The 16,570-nt window shown below is 64.9% G+C and carries 10 protein-coding genes; 2 read left to right on the top strand and 8 right to left on the bottom strand.

Annotated features, from left to right (window positions below; translation table 11 throughout):
- Window position 1 precedes the first annotated feature (1 nt).
- From uvrC to B5F40_RS07660, 3 genes are all read right to left on the bottom strand, one after another.
- A complete protein-coding gene (uvrC, locus tag B5F40_RS07670; RefSeq protein ID WP_239442948.1) occupies window positions 2-2,353 on the bottom strand; it encodes an excinuclease ABC subunit UvrC in 2,352 nt (783 codons plus the stop codon).
- A 204-nt stretch (window positions 2,354-2,557) separates the two neighbouring features.
- A complete protein-coding gene (locus B5F40_RS07665) occupies window positions 2,558-4,747 on the bottom strand; it encodes an ATP-dependent helicase (protein WP_239442947.1) in 2,190 nt (729 codons plus the stop codon).
- A 326-nt stretch (window positions 4,748-5,073) separates the two neighbouring features.
- A complete protein-coding gene (locus B5F40_RS07660; protein WP_087193782.1) occupies window positions 5,074-6,012 on the bottom strand; it encodes a lysine exporter LysO family protein in 939 nt (312 codons plus the stop codon).
- Between the two features lie 106 nt (window positions 6,013-6,118).
- Here B5F40_RS07660 and B5F40_RS07655 point away from each other — a divergent pair, with 106 nt between their 5' ends.
- Complete coding sequence (locus B5F40_RS07655) at window positions 6,119-6,613, top strand: DUF188 domain-containing protein (RefSeq protein WP_087193751.1); 495 nt, start codon at window positions 6,119-6,121, stop codon at window positions 6,611-6,613.
- 794 nt (window positions 6,614-7,407) lie between these two features.
- Here the strand turns inward: B5F40_RS07655 and B5F40_RS07650 are convergent.
- The 3 genes from B5F40_RS07650 to B5F40_RS07635 all read right to left on the bottom strand — a co-directional run bounded on the left by B5F40_RS07650 (window position 7,408) and on the right by B5F40_RS07635 (window position 11,335).
- Window positions 7,408-8,058: a hypothetical protein gene (locus B5F40_RS07650; RefSeq protein ID WP_087193750.1), complete on the bottom strand. Its 651-nt coding sequence runs from the start codon at window positions 8,056-8,058 to the stop codon at window positions 7,408-7,410.
- Between the two features lie 499 nt (window positions 8,059-8,557).
- Window positions 8,558-9,844 (bottom strand): hypothetical protein, encoded by a 1,287-nt coding sequence (locus B5F40_RS07640; protein WP_087193748.1) that lies wholly within the window; start codon window positions 9,842-9,844, stop codon window positions 8,558-8,560.
- A gap of 93 nt (window positions 9,845-9,937) precedes the next feature.
- On the bottom strand, window positions 9,938-11,335 hold the full coding sequence (locus tag B5F40_RS07635; RefSeq protein WP_087193747.1) for a DUF2130 domain-containing protein: 1,398 nt from the start codon (window positions 11,333-11,335) through the stop codon (window positions 9,938-9,940).
- 408 nt (window positions 11,336-11,743) lie between these two features.
- On the opposite strand from B5F40_RS07635, the gene gdhA reads away from it, so the two are divergent.
- Window positions 11,744-13,075, top strand: a complete 1,332-nt coding sequence (gene gdhA / locus B5F40_RS07630) for an NADP-specific glutamate dehydrogenase (protein ID WP_087193746.1) — start codon at window positions 11,744-11,746, stop codon at window positions 13,073-13,075.
- 172 nt (window positions 13,076-13,247) lie between these two features.
- Here the strand turns inward: gdhA and B5F40_RS07625 are convergent, their stop codons facing one another.
- The gene (locus tag B5F40_RS07625) at window positions 13,248-13,802 is read right to left on the bottom strand and encodes a GNAT family N-acetyltransferase (protein ID WP_204217354.1); all 555 of its coding nucleotides are present in this window, start codon (window positions 13,800-13,802) and stop codon (window positions 13,248-13,250) included.
- 410 nt (window positions 13,803-14,212) lie between these two features.
- Window positions 14,213-16,330 (bottom strand): sodium-translocating pyrophosphatase, encoded by a 2,118-nt coding sequence (locus B5F40_RS07620; protein ID WP_204217358.1) that lies wholly within the window; start codon window positions 16,328-16,330, stop codon window positions 14,213-14,215.
- Window positions 16,331-16,570 lie beyond the last annotated feature (240 nt).

Raw genomic sequence — 16,570 nt, 5'->3', positions numbered from 1 at the left:
CTCAAGCCCCGACGCCGTTCGACAACGGGCGAGCATCCCCGGAAGCCCGATCATCGAAAACCGTCCCGTTTGCCTCCGCCGACGAACGCTTCGCCGCAAGCTCGTCGAGCTCGCCAAAGGTGCTCTCGAGCTCGCCCGCCAAAACGCTTTCGGCCTCCGCCGCGCCAGAGCAATCGACCTTGCCGGCCTCGCCGCCCACGACGCGCTCGTCCTTGCGGTCCCTATTATACTGCTGCAGCACGCGGAACAGCTCCTCGGCCACCTCGTTCGGCACGACGCGCGCCTCCTTGATCTCCTCGAGCGTGGCGGATTTCAGGTTCCTGAACGATTTGAAGTGCTTGAGCAGCGCCTTCTTGCGCACCGGGCCCATGCCCGTCACGTCGTCCAAGATGGAGGCCGTCATGCCCTTGCCGCGCAGCTCGCGGTGGAACGTGATGGCGAAGCGGTGCGCCTCGTCGCGGACCTGCTTCACGAGGTAGAGCGACGCCGAGCCGCTCGGCAGCACGACGGGGCCCGTATCCTGCCACGGTACGAACAGCTCCTCGTCGCGCTTGGCCAGGCCGCAGAGCGCGATGTCGTCGATGCCCATCTGCTCGAACATCTCGAGCGCCGCGGAGAGCTGCGGCTTGCCGCCGTCGAGGATGATGAGGTCGGGCTTCGAGCCGAAGCGCTCGTCGGCCATGCGCTCGGGCGCGTAGCGGCGGCTCATGACCTCCTGCATGGACAGGAAGTCGTTCGCCTCGTCGAGCGGCGTCTTGATCTTGAAGCGGCGGTACTGGTTCTTGTCGGGCTTGCCGTTGGTGAACACCACCATCGAGGCCACCGTGTAGGAGCCGTGGATGGTGGAGATGTCGAAGCACTCGATGCGCATCGGCGGCTCGTCGAGGGCGAGCGCGCTCTCCAGCTGCAAAAGCGCGTCGTTGATGCGCTTGTCGTCGTAGTTCGTGCGCACCTTGTAGCGCATGAGCGTGTGCTTCGCGTTCGTCTCGGCCATGCCCACGAGCTCGACCTTCTCGCCTTTCTGCGGCGCGCAGAAGCGCACCTTGGCGCCGTGGGGGCTGGCCAGCTTCTCCGTGAGCCAGGCCTCCATGGCGTCTTTGTCCTCGGGCTCGTCGCGCAGGATGACCTCGTGCGGGATGGAGGTGGTGGCGTCGTAGTAGCGCAGCAGGAACATGTGCAGCAGGTCCTGGTCGGGGACGTCCTTGCCGCGGTCGAGCACGAACTCGTTGGAGTTGATGATGCGGCCCTCGCGCACCATGAACACGTGCACGCCGGCCACCGTCTCCTCGCGGAACAGGCCCACGACGTCGGCGTCGAGGTTGCGCGTGGACACCGCGTGCTGCTTGTCGGTGAGGCTGTTGATCGTGTCGATGCGCGCCTTGATGCGCGCGGCGCGCTCGAAGTCGAGCTCGGCGGCGGCGGAGCGCATCTCCTCGGTGAGCTCCGAGACGAACTCGCGGTGCTGGCCCGACAGGAAACGCTCGATGCGCTTGACGTTGACCTGGTACTCCTCAGGCGTCACCCGTCCGCAGCAAGCACCGGGGCCGAGACCCACGTGCGCGTCGAAACACGGACGCGCGTCATGCGCCATGAGGGCGAGCGGATCCTTGTCGAGACGGCGCTTGAGCCCGCGCCAGTCGGCGCACGACGTGGCGCACAGCGGCACGACGCGGCGGGCGATGTCCACCATGTCGCGGGCGGCGCGGCTGTCGGTGTAGGGGCCGAAGTACTTCGTGTCGGGCTTGTGCTTCTCGCGCGTGTACTTGATGGCGGGGAACACGTCGCCTTTCGTGAGCGCGATGAATGGATAGGACTTGTCGTCTTTGAAGTCGGCGTTGAAGAAGGGGGCGTGCTGGTTGATGAGGTTCTTCTCGAGCACGAGCGACTCGTGCTCGTTCTCCACGACGATGTAGTCGAAGCTGTCGATCTGGTCGACCAGCAGGGGGATCTTCGCCCGCTCGTCCTGGTAGTTCACGTACTGGCGCATGCGGGCGCGCAGCTGCTTGGCCTTGCCGACGTAGATGACCTGGCCGGACTTGTCCTTCCACAGGTACACGCCCGGCAGCGTGGGCACGCTGTCGAGCTCGCGCTTGATGCGCTCGAGCTTGATTCGCTGCGGCTCAGACGCAGCGGGTTCGCCCCCATGCTCGCGCACGGCGCGCTCGAGCGCAGGCCGGCGGCGGCCTTCGCGTTCGAGGCGTGCGACGTCCTCGGGATCGAGATCGATAGCGCCATCGCTCTCGGAATCGAAGCCGAAACCAAGGCGCTCCACGCCGCCCGCATCGGCAGGCCCGAGGCCGTCGTCGGCGAACGGGAGGCCGCTCTCCGGAATGGTATCGCTGTGTTCGTCCATGCCCCCAGTATAGCAAACCGCACAGGCGTTCCCCTGAGCACGCTCCGCTCCACGCGGAATGCAAAAGGGGCGGGCATTGTCGCCCAAAACGGTCGGTTTCAAGCGATATTCCGACCGTTTTGGGCGACAACGGTACGGCAAAGGGTGGCGCAGCAAAGCCGAAACGCTACGAAAGGACGCGAGACGCGCACGGCGGGCGCCTCCTCAGGCTTCTTCCAGCTTGGCCTTGAACGAGATGGTGCGGGGCGTGTCCATGCCGTCGAACTCCACCACGTAGGCGCGCTTCCCGGTGTCGACGGCGGTCACCCGCCCGATGCCGAACACCGCATGGCGCACGCGGTCGCCTGCGGAGAAGCGCGCGTCGCGGACGAGGTCGGCTATCCAGCGGTCGGCGAGCGCGTAGGCGGCGCGCGCGTCCTCCATCTGGGACTCGGAAGGCCTGTTCGAGAACTCGAGCGCGGCCGGGTCGATGTCGAGCAGGAAGCGCGAGGGGTAGCGCGGCGCGCCCTCGTGGCCGCGGCCCTCGGCCTCGGTCAGGTACAGGCCGTCGCGCGCACGGGTCATGGCCACGAACGCGAGGCGGCGCTCCTCCTCCATGGCCTGCGGCGTGCTCGTCTTGCGCGACGGCAGCACGCCCTCGCTCATCGAGCAGAGGAACACGTGCGAAAACTCGAGGCCCTTCGCGGCGTGGACGGTCATGAGCCGCACCTTGTCCTGCGCGTCGTCCATCGCGTCGGCGTTCGAGAACAGGGCCACGTGGGCCAGGTAGTGCTCGAGGGTCACCTCTTCCCCGCATGTGGTTTCGAACTCGTAGACGGACTGCTTGAGCTCGGCCAGGTTGTCGAGGCGCTCCTGGCTGCCCTCGGTGCGCAGCATGCGCTCGTAGCCGCTCTCCGACAGCACGGCCGCCAGCACTTCCGACACGGGGCGGCCCTCGCACGAGGCGCGGAAACGCTCTATCAGGTCGAGCAGCTGACGCGCCTTCGTGCGCTTGAACAGCTCGTCGTCCACCGAGCGCGCGAGCGCCTCGTACAGGCTGCACCCCCGCTCGTCGGCCTGCTCACGCAGAAACGCCATGCGCCGCTGGCCGAGGTTGCGCTTGGGCACGTTCGCCACGCGCGCGAAGTCGAGGTCGTCCCGATAGGCGATAAGCCGCAGGTACGACAGCGCGTCCTTGATCTCGCGGCGGCCGAAGAACGGCACGCCGCTGTGCACCGCGTGGGGCACCTCGGCGCGCAGCAGCGCCTCCTCCACCGGCCGCGATGCGTAGTGGGCGCGGTAGAGCACGGCCATGTCGCGGTACGCCACGCCCTCGCCGTGCAGCGCGAGCGCGCCCTGGGCGATCCACGCGGCCTCGTCGGCCGCGCTCTTCGCGTGATGCCACACGGTTGGGCCATGGGTGGAGCGCACGGCGACGAGCCGCTTGGGCATGCGCTCGCGGTTCTTCTCGATCAGCGAGTTCGCAACGGCCACCACGCGCGGCACGGAGCGGTGGTTCTCGAGCATCATGACCGTGCGCGTTCCGGGGAAGCGCTTGTCGAAATCCAGCAGGTAGCGCACGTCGGCGCCGCGCCACGTGTAGATGGTCTGGTCGGGGTCGCCCACCACGAACAGGTTCTTGTGGTAGCCGGCCAGCACCTCCATGAGCTCGTGCTGCAGGCCGTCGATGTCCTGGAACTCGTCGACCATGATATATTCGAGCCGCTTCTGCCATTTCGACCGGATGGCAGGGTTCTGCTCGAAGAGGTGCAGCACGAACACGATGAGATCGTTGTAGTCCAGCCCGAAGCACTTCTTCTCTTGGTAGAGGTAGCCGTAGAAGATGATGTCCTTCGCAGCCTCCGCGTCGAGGTACTTCTGCCGCAGGTCTTGGAGCGGCATGGCCAGCATGTCGCGGTAGTAGCCGGGGCGCTCCTTCAGCTTCATGATCTCGATCATGTCGCGCGCCTTCGCGAACGTCATGTCGCGCAGCGTGAGCCCGCGCTCCTCGTAGACGACCTGGAGCATGGCGTCGATGTCGGCGTTGTCCAGCACGAGGAAGCTCTTCGGGTACTGCAGCGCATGGGCGTCCTCCTGCAGCACCGACACGCAGAAGCCGTGGAAGGTGTTGATGTAGCCGGTGTCGTTGTCGCCCGTCAGCCGTCGGATGCGCCGGCGCATCTCGCCGGCCGCCTTGTTCGTGAACGTGGCGCACAGGATGTTGCCCGGCATGATGCCCAGCTCGTTCACCAGGTAGGCGAACCGCTCGGTGAGCGCCCGCGTCTTGCCGGTACCCGCGCCGGCGACCACGCGCACATACCCCTCCGTCGTCGTGACGGCCTCGCGCTGCGCTGCGGTCAGGCGCGGCAAGGCGCCCGCATCGTCGGGTTGCGCGCTCATCGCTGTTTCGATCATCCGTTCCATAGGGACAGTATACCAGAAACCGCACAGATGTTCCCGAACAAATGTTTCACGTGAAACGATCGAAGGGGAGGAAAGGGTTGCCGTGCAGGAGAGGCGGCTGGAGCGATCATGCGCATGCACGGTCGATGCACGCATCGAAATCGCTCGGCAGGAACCGATGCCGTCGCGCAACGGGAGCCGATGAAACTGCGCGGCAGAAGAGCGACGCGACTGCGGCAAGAGGACGACGCAACCACGCGACAGCAAAGAAACAGTCGCGCGAAAAGGGTCTGAACCATGCGACAAGGCGACGACGCGCGTCCCTCGGCCCCGCCCTCCTACATCAACTGACGGAACGCCTCTATCAGCACGGGCACCAACGCAGAGCAGATGACGCCGTTGAGCACCGAGAGCACCACCGTCTCGCCGTTCGTGCAGCGGATCATCATCGGCAGCGTTGTATCCTCGCTCGTGGCGCCGGCGGGCGCGATGCACGAGGGATAGTTGAGGTGGCGCGCGATCCACGGGATGCTAAAGAACGAGACAAACTCTCGCAGCAAGTTCGCCAGGAAGGTGATGCTGCCCACCTGGGCGCCGGCGATATCGGTCATCATGACGCCCGCGAGACTGTACCATCCCAAGCCCGACGCGACGGCTGCGCCCTCGGGCAGCGACACGCCCACAATCGGAGCGCACACGAGGCCGCCCAGCACCGAGCCGATCACGATGCCCGCCGGAACGATGAGCACGCGCACGTGATACTGGCGCAACTTGCCCAGAAGGCCGCGGCTGCCGCCCACGCTGATGCCTACGCAGAACATGAGCGCGTAGAGCACTAGGTCGGAGTTATCCACCATCAGGTCGACCGGCACGAGCGAGGCGCCCGACAAGCCGTAAGCGACCCCGAGCGCGAGCGCCCCAACAGCCATGCCGACCATGGCGCCCTCGCCGCCGCCCGACGCCGAAACGCCCTCCTGGGCGGCCGCCACACGCGGTCCGGCCGGTCTGCGGGCGACATCGCCCATGAAGAGGCTCGTGAGCCCGTATACGGCGAGCGTCGAGAAGGCTACGGGCACGACGCAGAAAAGCGCGCTCGCCCATCCCACCGCGCCGAGCTCCTCAAGGAAGGCGTCGCGCCCGCCGAGCATCGCCCCCATTGCGAAGATGAGCAGAGCCGTGAGCGAAAACGTTGCCTTGTCGTTCAAGCCCTTGAAACGCGTAGGGAATATCGTGGCGCCAACGAGCACGCCCACGACCATGACGACGAGCACCTCCACGCGAACCCCCACCTCACAGACGAAAGCATTTATTGTAGCGCAAGAACGCGGACTCACCGCGCTCGGTTTGCCGTATACTGTCGGCATCCGACAGGAAGCGAGCCCTATGAAGCCCACCGTCTACATCGACACCCACGCATGCCCGGTGACCGCCGAAACACTCGCGGTAGCGCGCGCGTGCGGGGCGCCCGCCGTGATCGCGGGCAACTCGACGCAGAACCTGGCGCGCCATATACAGCACGGCGATCCGCGCACGTCCCGCGACGGATTCTGGGTCGACACGCTGCCCGTGGGCGTGGGCGCCGATGCGGCCGACTTCGCCATCGTGCAGGAGCTCGAACGCGGCAACGTCGTGGTCGCGCAGGACATCGGCTTGGTGGCGATGGCGCTCGGACGCGGCGCGAGGGCCATAGGGGTGCGCGGGCGCGTGCACACGCTGGCCACCATCGACCTGGACATTCACATCCGCCACGAGGAGAGGAAGGTGCGCCGCCAGAGAGGCCGCACGCGCGGCCCCGCCCCCTTCGAGGACAACGACCGCGAGCGCCTCGCCGCGAACCTGCGCCGCCTCGTGGAGGAGTCGTTGCGCGAGAGCGAGTGAACGCCGAAGCAAGAGCACGGGAATTGGCTGTTCGCGACGACCTGGAAGACCAGCCAAACGCCCGAATCCCCTTGTCGGTTGATTCTTGGCACGAACGAGGGGTCTGACTCCCCTTTTTTAGCGCATAATCCGACGGCTGCGGTGCCGCTGCACGCGAATCGGGGCCGCCTGGCACAAAAATCCTCGACGTGAAAACACTGACAGGGCGAACGGGCGCGCATCGACTTCGCAGGGAGGCCGCTCTTCGGCATTTCCCCAGGTCGCCGGAAACAATCATCCGCATGAACGGCCGAGGTCCTTTCACATCGAGGATTTTTGTGCTCGAGCAGCCCGAATTGTGTGCAGTCCTCACCGCGGCCGGTTGCGCGTCAAAGAGGGAGCCATCACGAGGGTTTCCCGTGCTCGACGCCTCAAACGTTCAGCGCGCGAGGGGTCAACGTTGTGCAAAAGCGACAGGTCTTCGAAGAGCATCCGCACCGCGAGGTCGCGAGAGCGCAGGTCGGACAGCGCGCCAGTCCGCGCGTTTCGGTAGCTGGCGCGCACGAACACGTCGCGGAAGCAGCGCGCATGCCACTCGATCGGCTCGTTGTCCGCGTCGAAACCAAGGTCGCGCAGATAAAGCGCCGCGAAAACCGCCTTCGCGCGCGTTGCCCTCGGCGAAGGGACGAACCTGTCAGAGCCTCGCGACGAAGCGGTCGAAACGCTCGCGCTTCGTCTCGCAGGGGAAATCGTCAGACCGTCCAGCAGTCAAAAGGGCTCCTTCGCCATCGGGGCCTGCCTTCCATTGCGGCGCATCACGCAAGCAGACTGCGGACTCGGATGCGTCGCACGAGCTCACAGGTCAGCCGTTGGATCACGCCAGCAGCGGCCAGGGCACCTACCACGAAGAGGAGCTGATAGACCACGAAAGTCGGCAGGGAGGTTCCCAAGAAGCCGAGCGAATCGCTCGCGATCAGCGCACCCATCACGAGCGCGAACGCCAATTCCACGAGCACCCGCCACAGCGGCCGGCGTGACCACCGCTCGTTGCCGCCCAGCACCCACGATGCCGGCAAGACGAAGCCGAGATTAATGTTGAACAGGTAGAACACATAGGTCCAAACCCAGATGAGAGGGTTTTGGACGTATTCCATCTCCCTCGGTGAGTTGAGGTAGTCGCCAACCGCCCACACTGCCACCACGACCCCTAAGACGAGCAGCGCTTGAAGCGCAGAGGAACCTCCCTTGAGGCGCGACGGCTTGAACGACGCCCACAGCATGAGCACCGCCCCCATCGCAACCACCCCGACGAAGTGCGCGAGCATTCCCGAACGAGGCTGCGGAAACGCTAGCGACACCGCCCAGCCCACAAACACCGCCGCGAGCGCCCCCGCAACCGCGTAGCCCGCCCGCGCGAGCGCCCCGCCGAACCCCGCCTTTCCCCGCTCTTCACCTCGACTCGCCATGATGCCTCCTTCTTCCGTCCCAACATCACACAGACGGCATGTTCTCCCAGTACTCGGACCTGCAGTGGGGCACGGACAGCGTGATCGTCAGGTCCGCCGAGCTTCCGGGAGACGATGGCGTCCTGTGCGAGTGCGTCGTCGTGGGTAACGACGACACGCCTCCGACATACCGTACAACCGGAGAGTGCCCTCTCGCTGGACCACATGGTACGTCACCCCTTCTTCCAGCACGCCAGCACCGTCGTCCACCAGAAAGGTGAACGTGGAATCCCCCACAGCCGACGTCACCGTGTCAACGACCCGGCACACGCAACCAACCTCCTCGAAAGCCTGCTCGACCGATTCACCAACCGCCCCTCCTCGCCCTGCCCAGGCTCGTAGAGCGACGGGTCCCGCACGAAAAGCTTCTCAGCTATGGCCCCTCCCTCCATCGACCCCTCGAGCCACCACCGAGCGAACCTGCGCCGATTCTCCCGCAACCGGCTCCTCGAGCGCTTTGTCAACATGCCTCACGTATCCACAGTCGACCCCAATCCGGCTCCCCCGCTCGATGTCGTCGGTTGGTTCGGTCACTTCGAGCACGATGGCACGTGCTTCGGCGTCGACATCGACGATGCGCTTCGACGTGTGATACGAGCTGCCGCTTTGCCGCTGAGCGAACATCGCGCGCTTCCTCGTCCACCTCCTCCTCGGCAAGCGACTCGTTTGCGGGAAGCGGCTCTTGGTAAGATTCGAGCGGGATCCCGAAGAGCGCTCCAACCGGCTGCGCAAAGGCAACCTGCATCCCGCCGAGGAAGAGCGGCAACTCAGTGCGCAGCGCGCCGTCCACAAGAACGCGTTCAGAAGGCCTGCTTCCTTGGACGGCGCCTATCGCCACGAAAGAAGCCGGCAGCGCGACCATCCAGAGAACCGCTGTGCAGAGCGCTCCACGCGCACGCTGATCAACGTACCACGCTTCGCAAACCAGAAGCAGGAAAACGCTGTGCAGAACGAGCGAGAGCACACCCAATACGACGTCGAACGCAAGCGCCCGCAAGCTCCACCCGAACACCGCCACGCCTGCAAGCGCAACGAAGAGGACCACCGCCACCGCGCTTGCTCCGCAGAGCAGAAAGAGCGCCGGCAAGCTCGTCGCACGTCGAGCGACACGAGGCCGAGAGTTGCCGCTTTCGCCAACCTCGTGCAAGCCGTGCTTCCGCGAGGCCGATTCAGCAAGCTCATCGGCCGAATGACGGTCGGCGGGCTCCTTAGCATCTCCGCAGACGGCCTTCTCGATCGATTGACAGACCCACTGGACGCACGAAGCAGGCATCCGCGAGACGAGGGTCAGGACAAGCCCGAGCAGCGCGACTCCGAGGATGCCGCCGCCGAAAGAGAGCGCTCCATCCAAGCCCACGACGCAGAGAACGAAAGCCGTGAGCACTACCGCCAAAGGAACCCATGGCGATCGATCGACCCAAGCGGGCAGACCGTTGAGAAGCCACGCTGCAGACACCGCGAGCATCGAGCCAGCTTGGAGGGAGAGCCCCTCCGTCCACGCTTCGACATCCTCTTCAGCGACCGGTAACCCCGCCTGCCAATACGAGCGCACCTCGTCGATGAGACAGCCGGCAAGCATCACGACGAACACGAGAACGGTCTCGGGGCAGTGCCGTTCGAAGGAGAAACCGCGATGCATCTTTCGCGAAGCCACCGCCATGCAGACGATGCGCATGACCGTTGCCTCGCGCACCAGCTCGAGCAGCGACGTCATAGCCCCGCCCAAAGCGATGGAGACAAGTTGCACGAACCCCTTCGCAAGAAAAGCGACGAAGATCCCCGCAAGCAGATAGAGCAGGTCCTGCGCATGGGAGAGACGCCGGCCCTTGCCGGATCCCCGCTACGAATCATCGCCATCTCCTTCGCCCTTCTCGGCCGCGAGCGCCTCGAACGCAGCCTTCATGGTGGGGTTGTTCCGCGTCAGCCGCTTGATGGTGAGGTCCTGCGCCTTGTCGTTTGCCAGGCGCAGGTTGCGCTCGCTGCCCAAAAGCGCGTCTTTGGTCTTCTGCAGGTGGTCAATGGTCTTGTCGATCTCGTCGATGGCCTGCTGGAACTTGCGGCTCGCCAGCTCGTAGTTGCGGCCGAACTTCGCCTTGAACTCCTCCATCTGCTCCTCGAAGCGCGTGACGTCGACGTTCTGGCTGCGCGCGCGGGCAAGTTCTGCCTTGTACGTCATGGCTGACAACGCTGCATTGCGCAGAATGGAGATGATGGGGATGAAGAACTGCGGGCGCACCACATACATCTTCTCGTAGCGGTAGCCCACATCCACGATGCCCTCGTTGTACAGCTCGCTCTCAGGCTCGAGGAGCGTGACGAGCACGGCGTACTCGCAGCCCTTCTTGCGCCGGTCGGCGTCGAGCTTCTTGAGGAAGTCTTCGTTTCGGTGCTTCGTAGCCGTCTCGTCGTTCTCGTTCTTCATCTCGAACATGATGGACACCACTTCGACGCCGTCCTCATCGCATTCGCGGAATACGTAGTCGCCCTTCGTGCCGTCCACCACGTCGTTGTCCTTCTCGAAATACGCGCGAGGGAACGCCGTGGCGCGCAGCTTGTTGAACTCGGCTTCGCAATGCTGCTCGAGCGACTCTCCCACCATCTTCGTGGACAGGCGCGCCTTCATGTCCTTGTAGCGCGCGATCTCCTCGTCTTTGTACGAGATCAGCTCGTCTTTCGCCCGAAGCTTGGTCGCCATCTCCTCGCGCAAGGCGCTCGCAGCGCGCTCCCCTTCGACGCGCACGAGCTCCACTTGGGCCGCCAAGGAGTCGCGCTCGCGCTCGAGCGACGCGCGCGCCTCGGCCACCGCCAGCTGCTTCTCCGCCAAAGCCGTCGCACTCTGCGCGGACAGCTTCTGCTCAAGCTGCGCAATGCGAGCATCGCGCTCCGCCGTGGCATCGACCAGCGCGCGAGCATGCTCGGCGCCGACGGCTCGCTCGCGCGCTTCCTGGTCGCGTCTGAGCGCTTCGATGCCGGCAGCCCCTTCGCGCTTGGCTGCCTCGAGCAAAACCTCCAGCTCGGCGATGCGGGCCGCGCTCGCAGCCGCATCCTCTTGCGCGCGATTGCGCTCTTGCGCCACCGCCAAGCGCACTTCCCGCTCACGCTGCTCACCCAAACGCTGCTCGCGCTGCTCGAGCTCTCGGGCAAACTCCTTGTCGCGTATCTGGCTCACGATCTTTGCGTAGCCCGTCTCGTCGACTTGGAACACCGTCCTGCACTGGGGGCATTTGATCTCGTTCATGCTCGCTCCTCCCTCGCATCTGCATGATTCTACCCTATCGCGAAGCGCACGTCAGACCCGCTTTCAGTACAGACGGGCGATCGGACGCGATAAGCCGGCATCATCGAGCGGATTTCAACCCCGAAACGCCATCGAAGTGGCGGGAACCGCCACCGACGCGACATCTGGCGCGGTTGCCCGCCCGATGCGCCGCGACCCGTCCTTCCCGCCGTCTCGGCGCAAGCGCGCCCTGATCGCAGAGGATGGGCGCCTCGTCCGCACACCCCGCCCCTCAACGATGCCGAACGCCTCTCACCGCAGGCTGGCAAGCCTTTTGTTTCGAAACGTTTAAATCGGCGGGCGCGCCCCCTCTCCGCTCCCTATAATGGAGACGGTAAGCGCACACGCATGAATGGAGGTTCAACGAAGATGAGCTACGTCGACAGCGTCATCGAGCGCGTGAAGGCCAAAAACCCCAACGAGCCCGAGTTCATCCAAGCCGTCACCGAGGTGCTGAAGTCCTTGGAGCCGGTCATCGAATCCGACCCGGCCTACCAAAAGGCGGGGCTTTTGGAGCGCATCGTAGAGCCGGAGCGCGTCGTCATGTTCCGCGTGCCGTGGGTGGCCGACGACGGCACCGTGCAAGTGAACCGCGGCTTCCGCGTGGAATTCAACAGCGCGCTCGGTCCCTACAAGGGCGGCCTGCGCCTGCATCCTTCAGTGAACCTCGGCATCATCAAGTTCCTCGGCTTCGAGCAGATATTCAAGAACAGCCTGACCACGCTGCCGATGGGCGGAGGCAAGGGCGGCAGCGACTTCGACCCGAAAGGCAAATCCGACGGCGAGGTCATGCGCTTCTGCCAGTCCTTCATGACGGAGCTTTGCCGCCATATCGGCGCGGACACCGACGTGCCGGCCGGCGACATCGGCACGGGCGCGCGCGAGATCGGCTATATGTTCGGCCAGTACAAGCGCATCCGCAACGAATGGGTGGGCGTGCTCACGGGCAAGGGTCTGTCCTACGGCGGCTCGCTCGCCCGCACCGAGGCCACGGGCTACGGCCTCGTGTACTTCGTGCAGGAGCATCTGAACTGCCACGATGACTCCTTCGAGGGCAAAACCGTGGCAGTGTCCGGCTCGGGCAACGTGGCCATCTACGCCACCGAGAAGGCCCAGCAGCTCGGAGCGAAGGTGGTCACGCTCTCCGATTCGACCGGCTGGATCCACGATCCGGCGGGCATCGACGTCGACCTGGTCAAACAGATCAAGGAAGTGGAGCGCGGCCGCATTAGCGCGTACGCCGAACGACGTCAGGGAGTTGAGTACCATGAAGGCCGCGGCGTGTGGAGCGTGCCGGTGGACATTGCGCTGCCCTGCGCCACGCAAAACGAGCTTCTGCTCGAGGATGCGAAGCAGCTCGTGACGAACGGTTGCAAGGTCGTGGCAGAGGGCGCGAACATGCCCACCACGATGGACGCCACCGACTACCTCATGGAAAACGGCGTTGTGTTCTGCCCCGGAAAGGCGGCGAACGCCGGCGGCGTGGCCACCTCCGGCTTGGAGATGTCGCAGAACTCCGAACGCCTTTCCTGGACGTTCGAGGAGGTCGACGCCAAGCTGCAGGGCATCATGAAGAGCATCTACCATGCGTCCGACGACGCCGCGCGCGAGTACGGCCATGAGGGCAACTACGTGATGGGCGCCAACATCGCCGGCTTCAAGAAGCTCGCCGACGCCATGATGGCCCAGGGCATCGTGTAGGAGCGTCGACACCCATTCGGACGATCAATCGATGAAGAGGAGCGCGACGGGCAAAGTCGCGCTCCTTTGTTTCGTTCCTGAGGCCCTCGGAAATCGAATCATGCGACAGCGCCTCATCGAAAACCGCCCTATGCGGATCCCTTGCGAAATCGGGCATCCGGGCAGAATCCCGTCACCGCCACTCTTTTCGCAAGATGGCGTATTGCACCGTGTTCTCGTACCGCGGCGTTCCGTCGGGATTTTTCACGAACGTGACGAATTCGCGAAAAAGGCCCTCTCGCCGCATTCCGAGCTTCTCGCAAAGGTGTTGGCTTGAAAGGTTGTAATCCTCGGTGTAAGCATAGATGCGCCTTGCGCCCCTTTCGCGAAACAGATAGTCGAAAAAGGCGCACGCCGCTTCGTATGCATAGCCTTTGCCTTGGTAATCCGCGTTCAGCATCCAATACGGGCTGAAGGTGTCCGCCTCTTCGTCCGAGCCCTCCGGGTCGTTGCTCTCGGGATGCGCCCCGATCTCGCCGACGACCTTCCCAGACTCCTTGAGCGCAATGGCAAGGCAGCATTCATCCCCCACCTCGCGTCTCCTCATCTCCCTCCTCGCCTCGTCGAGCGAACCGAGCCTCATGCGGGCAAAGCAGTTCACCTCCGGCTCCCGCAAATACTCGAGCACATCCTCCGCATCTCCCTCCGAAAACGGGCGCAGGACAAGCCTTTCGGTCTCGATCAACATGATGTCCTTCCTCGCGTTCACCTTCATCGACCGGAATCGCGCCTGCCGAAAAGACGCGGGAAGCCGGCGCGGCTCCATTGTACACAAAAGGCCCCCGTTCAAAGAAGGAACAGGCTGTTCGAACGAGAGGAGGACGGCGACCCCCCCCCGCTCGCGCCACGATGCGCCAAAAAAGCCCAGGAACGCCAGCGGCGCGCTGCGCTGTGTCGTCTTACCCGCCCGAGCCTTCGCTCGGGCGCTTGGAAGGAGAGCCTCCTCCAACGAAACGTCGCCCTTCCGCACTGCGGCATCCAGCATGCCCCGCCGCCCGTATCCCGGAAGGAAAGCCTTGAAAATCCGCTCCTCCGCCCTTGAAACACGCGAAGGCCCCGGGATTGCCAGGGCCTTCGCAATCAATCGCCTACCGATCTTTAGAGCAGCCCTTGCACCATGATGAACAGCGGCGCGAACGTCAGCGACACGATGGTCATCAGGTTGATGAGGATGTTCATGGACGGGCCCGATGTGTCCTTGAACGGATCGCCCACGGTGTCGCCCACGACGGCGGCCTTGTGGGCGTCGGATCCCTTGCCGCCATGATGGCCCTGCTCGATGTACTTCTTCGCATTGTCCCACGCGCCGCCGGCGTTGGACATGAAGATGGCCATGAGCATGCCGGTTGACACAGCTCCTGCCAAAAAGCCGCCGAGCATGGCCGGGTTGAAGCAGCCGATGGCAACCGGCACGATGATGGCGAGGATGCCCGGAAGCATCATCTCGCGCAGCGCCGAGGACGTGGAGATGGCCACGCACTTGTCGTACTCGGGTTCGGCCTTGTACTCCATGATGCCCTTGATCTCGCGGAACTGGCGGCGCACTTCCTCCACCATGGCGTGGGCCGCGCGCGACACCGCACCCATGGTGAGGGCGGCGAACATGAACGGCATCATGGCGCCGATGAAGATGCCGGCCACGATGAGCGGATCGGTGAGCGTGAGCTCGAAGGCGGGAATGGCGTGGTGCATCGTGGCCTGGTAGGACACGAACAAAGAGATGGCGGAGAGGCCGGCCGACGCAATGGCGAAGCCTTTCGCGATGGCGGCCGTCGTGTTGCCCACAGCGTCGAGGGCGTCGGTGCGGTCGCGCACCTCCTCGGGCAGGCCCGCCATCTCGGCGATGCCGCCCGCGTTGTCCGCCACAGGGCCGTAGGCGTCCACGCCGACGGTGATGGCCGTGTTGGACAGCATGCCCGTGGCGGCCAAGCCCACGCCGAAAAGCCCGACGGCAATGCCGCCCTCGGCAGTGGCGTTCGGGAACGCCATGTTCCCGAACGTGTATGCGCCGATAATGGCAAGCGCGACAAGCACGATGGGAGCGATGGTGGAGAGCATGCCCGTGCCGAGGCCCTCGATGATCACCGTGGCCGCGCCCGTGTCGGCCGCCTCGGCGATCTTATGCACCGGCTTGTACTTGTCGGAGCAGAAGAACTCGGTGATCTTGCCGATGGCAAGGCCGGCCACCAGACCGCACAGCACCGAGCCGAACAGCCACAGCGGTTGCGCCTCGGCGCTCTGGGAGCTCCAGAGGGCGAACAGGCAGAAGATCACGACGACCTCGATGCCCGCGGCGAGGTACGTGCCGCGGTTGAGGGCCTTGTGCAGCGCGGCGCCCTCTTTCGTGCGCACAGCGAACAGGCCGATGATGGACGTGATGATGCCGCAGCCGGCGATGAGGAGCGGCGTCACGAGGGCCCACACGAGGTCGCCCGTTGCGAAGTAGCCGCCGAGCGCGCCGAAGGTGGCCGCCAGGATGGTGGGAGCGAGGATCGCGCCCGTATAGCTCTCGAAGAGGTCGGCGCCCATGCCCGCGACGTCGCCCACGTTGTCGCCCACGTTGTCGGCGATGGTGGCCGGGTTGCGCGGATCGTCCTCCGGAATGCCCGCTTCGACCTTGCCCACGAGGTCGGCGCCCACGTCGGCGGCCTTCGTGTAGATGCCGCCTCCCACACGGGCGAACAGCGCCACGGCGGAAGCGCCGGTGGCGAAGCCCTCCACCATGCCGATGTTCGTATGCATGAGGCCGGCCAGCTCGGCGTTGATGTCCACGCCCGCGGCCATGCCGAACACCATGGCGATGAGCCACAGCGACAGGCCCAAGAGCGCGAACGACGCCACGCACAGGCCCATCGTGAGGCCCGACTTGAAGCTGATGTTGAGCGCCTTGGCCACCGACTCCTCGGCAGCGTGCGCCGTGCGGGTGTTCGCGCGCGTGGCCACGTGCATGCCCACGTAACCCGCAGCCGCCGACATGACGCCGCCCGTGACGAACGCGAGCGCCGTGATGGGCGACAACGCTGCGGCCATGACGACGGCGACGACGATCATGAAGACGACGAGCAGCTTGTACTCGCTCATAAGAAACGCCTTGGCACCCTGCTGGATTTTGAGCGAGATGCCGTTCATCTTGTCAGGGCCTGGGTCCTGTTTGAGCACCCAGGAGCCCAGGTAGCCCGCCATGCAGATGCCAATCAAGGCGCACACGGGGGCCATCCATGCGACTGCAGTGGTCACTGGCTCCTCCTTGTCCGGACGTATACGAAGCATGCGGCCTTTTCGCCGGGCATTCGGGCGGAAAAGTCGCAACTGCACTATTGTAGGGGATTTGTTGATGTTGTGAACCCGGATTCGGCGTTTTCGCTCGCCGAGCTGAAGCGCACGTTCGGCGAGACGCCTCCGAAAGCGCATGCGGCGTGTCGCTCCCCGTTCAGAAGCCGGAAGATGCGCGAGAGG

It is taken from the genome of Gordonibacter sp. An230 (genome assembly GCF_002159915.1).
Taxonomy (GTDB): Bacteria; Actinomycetota; Coriobacteriia; order Coriobacteriales; family Eggerthellaceae; genus Rubneribacter.
The sequence above is the reverse complement of the archived record's forward strand: the minus strand, read 5'-3'. Positions and strand labels throughout refer to the sequence as shown.

Coding starts and splice junctions, on each gene's coding strand:
- uvrC (WP_239442948.1), bottom strand. CDS start 2,353: ATGGACGAACACAGCGATACCATTCCGGAGAGCGGCCTCCCGTTCGCC.
- B5F40_RS07665 (WP_239442947.1), bottom strand. CDS start 4,747: ATGATCGAAACAGCGATGAGCGCGCAACCCGACGATGCGGGCGCCTTG.
- B5F40_RS07655 (WP_087193751.1), top strand. CDS start 6,119: ATGAAGCCCACCGTCTACATCGACACCCACGCATGCCCGGTGACCGCC.
- B5F40_RS07650 (WP_087193750.1), bottom strand. CDS start 8,058: ATGGCGAGTCGAGGTGAAGAGCGGGGAAAGGCGGGGTTCGGCGGGGCG.
- B5F40_RS07635 (WP_087193747.1), bottom strand. CDS start 11,335: ATGAACGAGATCAAATGCCCCCAGTGCAGGACGGTGTTCCAAGTCGAC.
- gdhA (WP_087193746.1), top strand. CDS start 11,744: ATGAGCTACGTCGACAGCGTCATCGAGCGCGTGAAGGCCAAAAACCCC.
- B5F40_RS07625 (WP_204217354.1), bottom strand. CDS start 13,802: ATGTTGATCGAGACCGAAAGGCTTGTCCTGCGCCCGTTTTCGGAGGGA.
- B5F40_RS07620 (WP_204217358.1), bottom strand. CDS start 16,330: ATGGCCCCCGTGTGCGCCTTGATTGGCATCTGCATGGCGGGCTACCTG.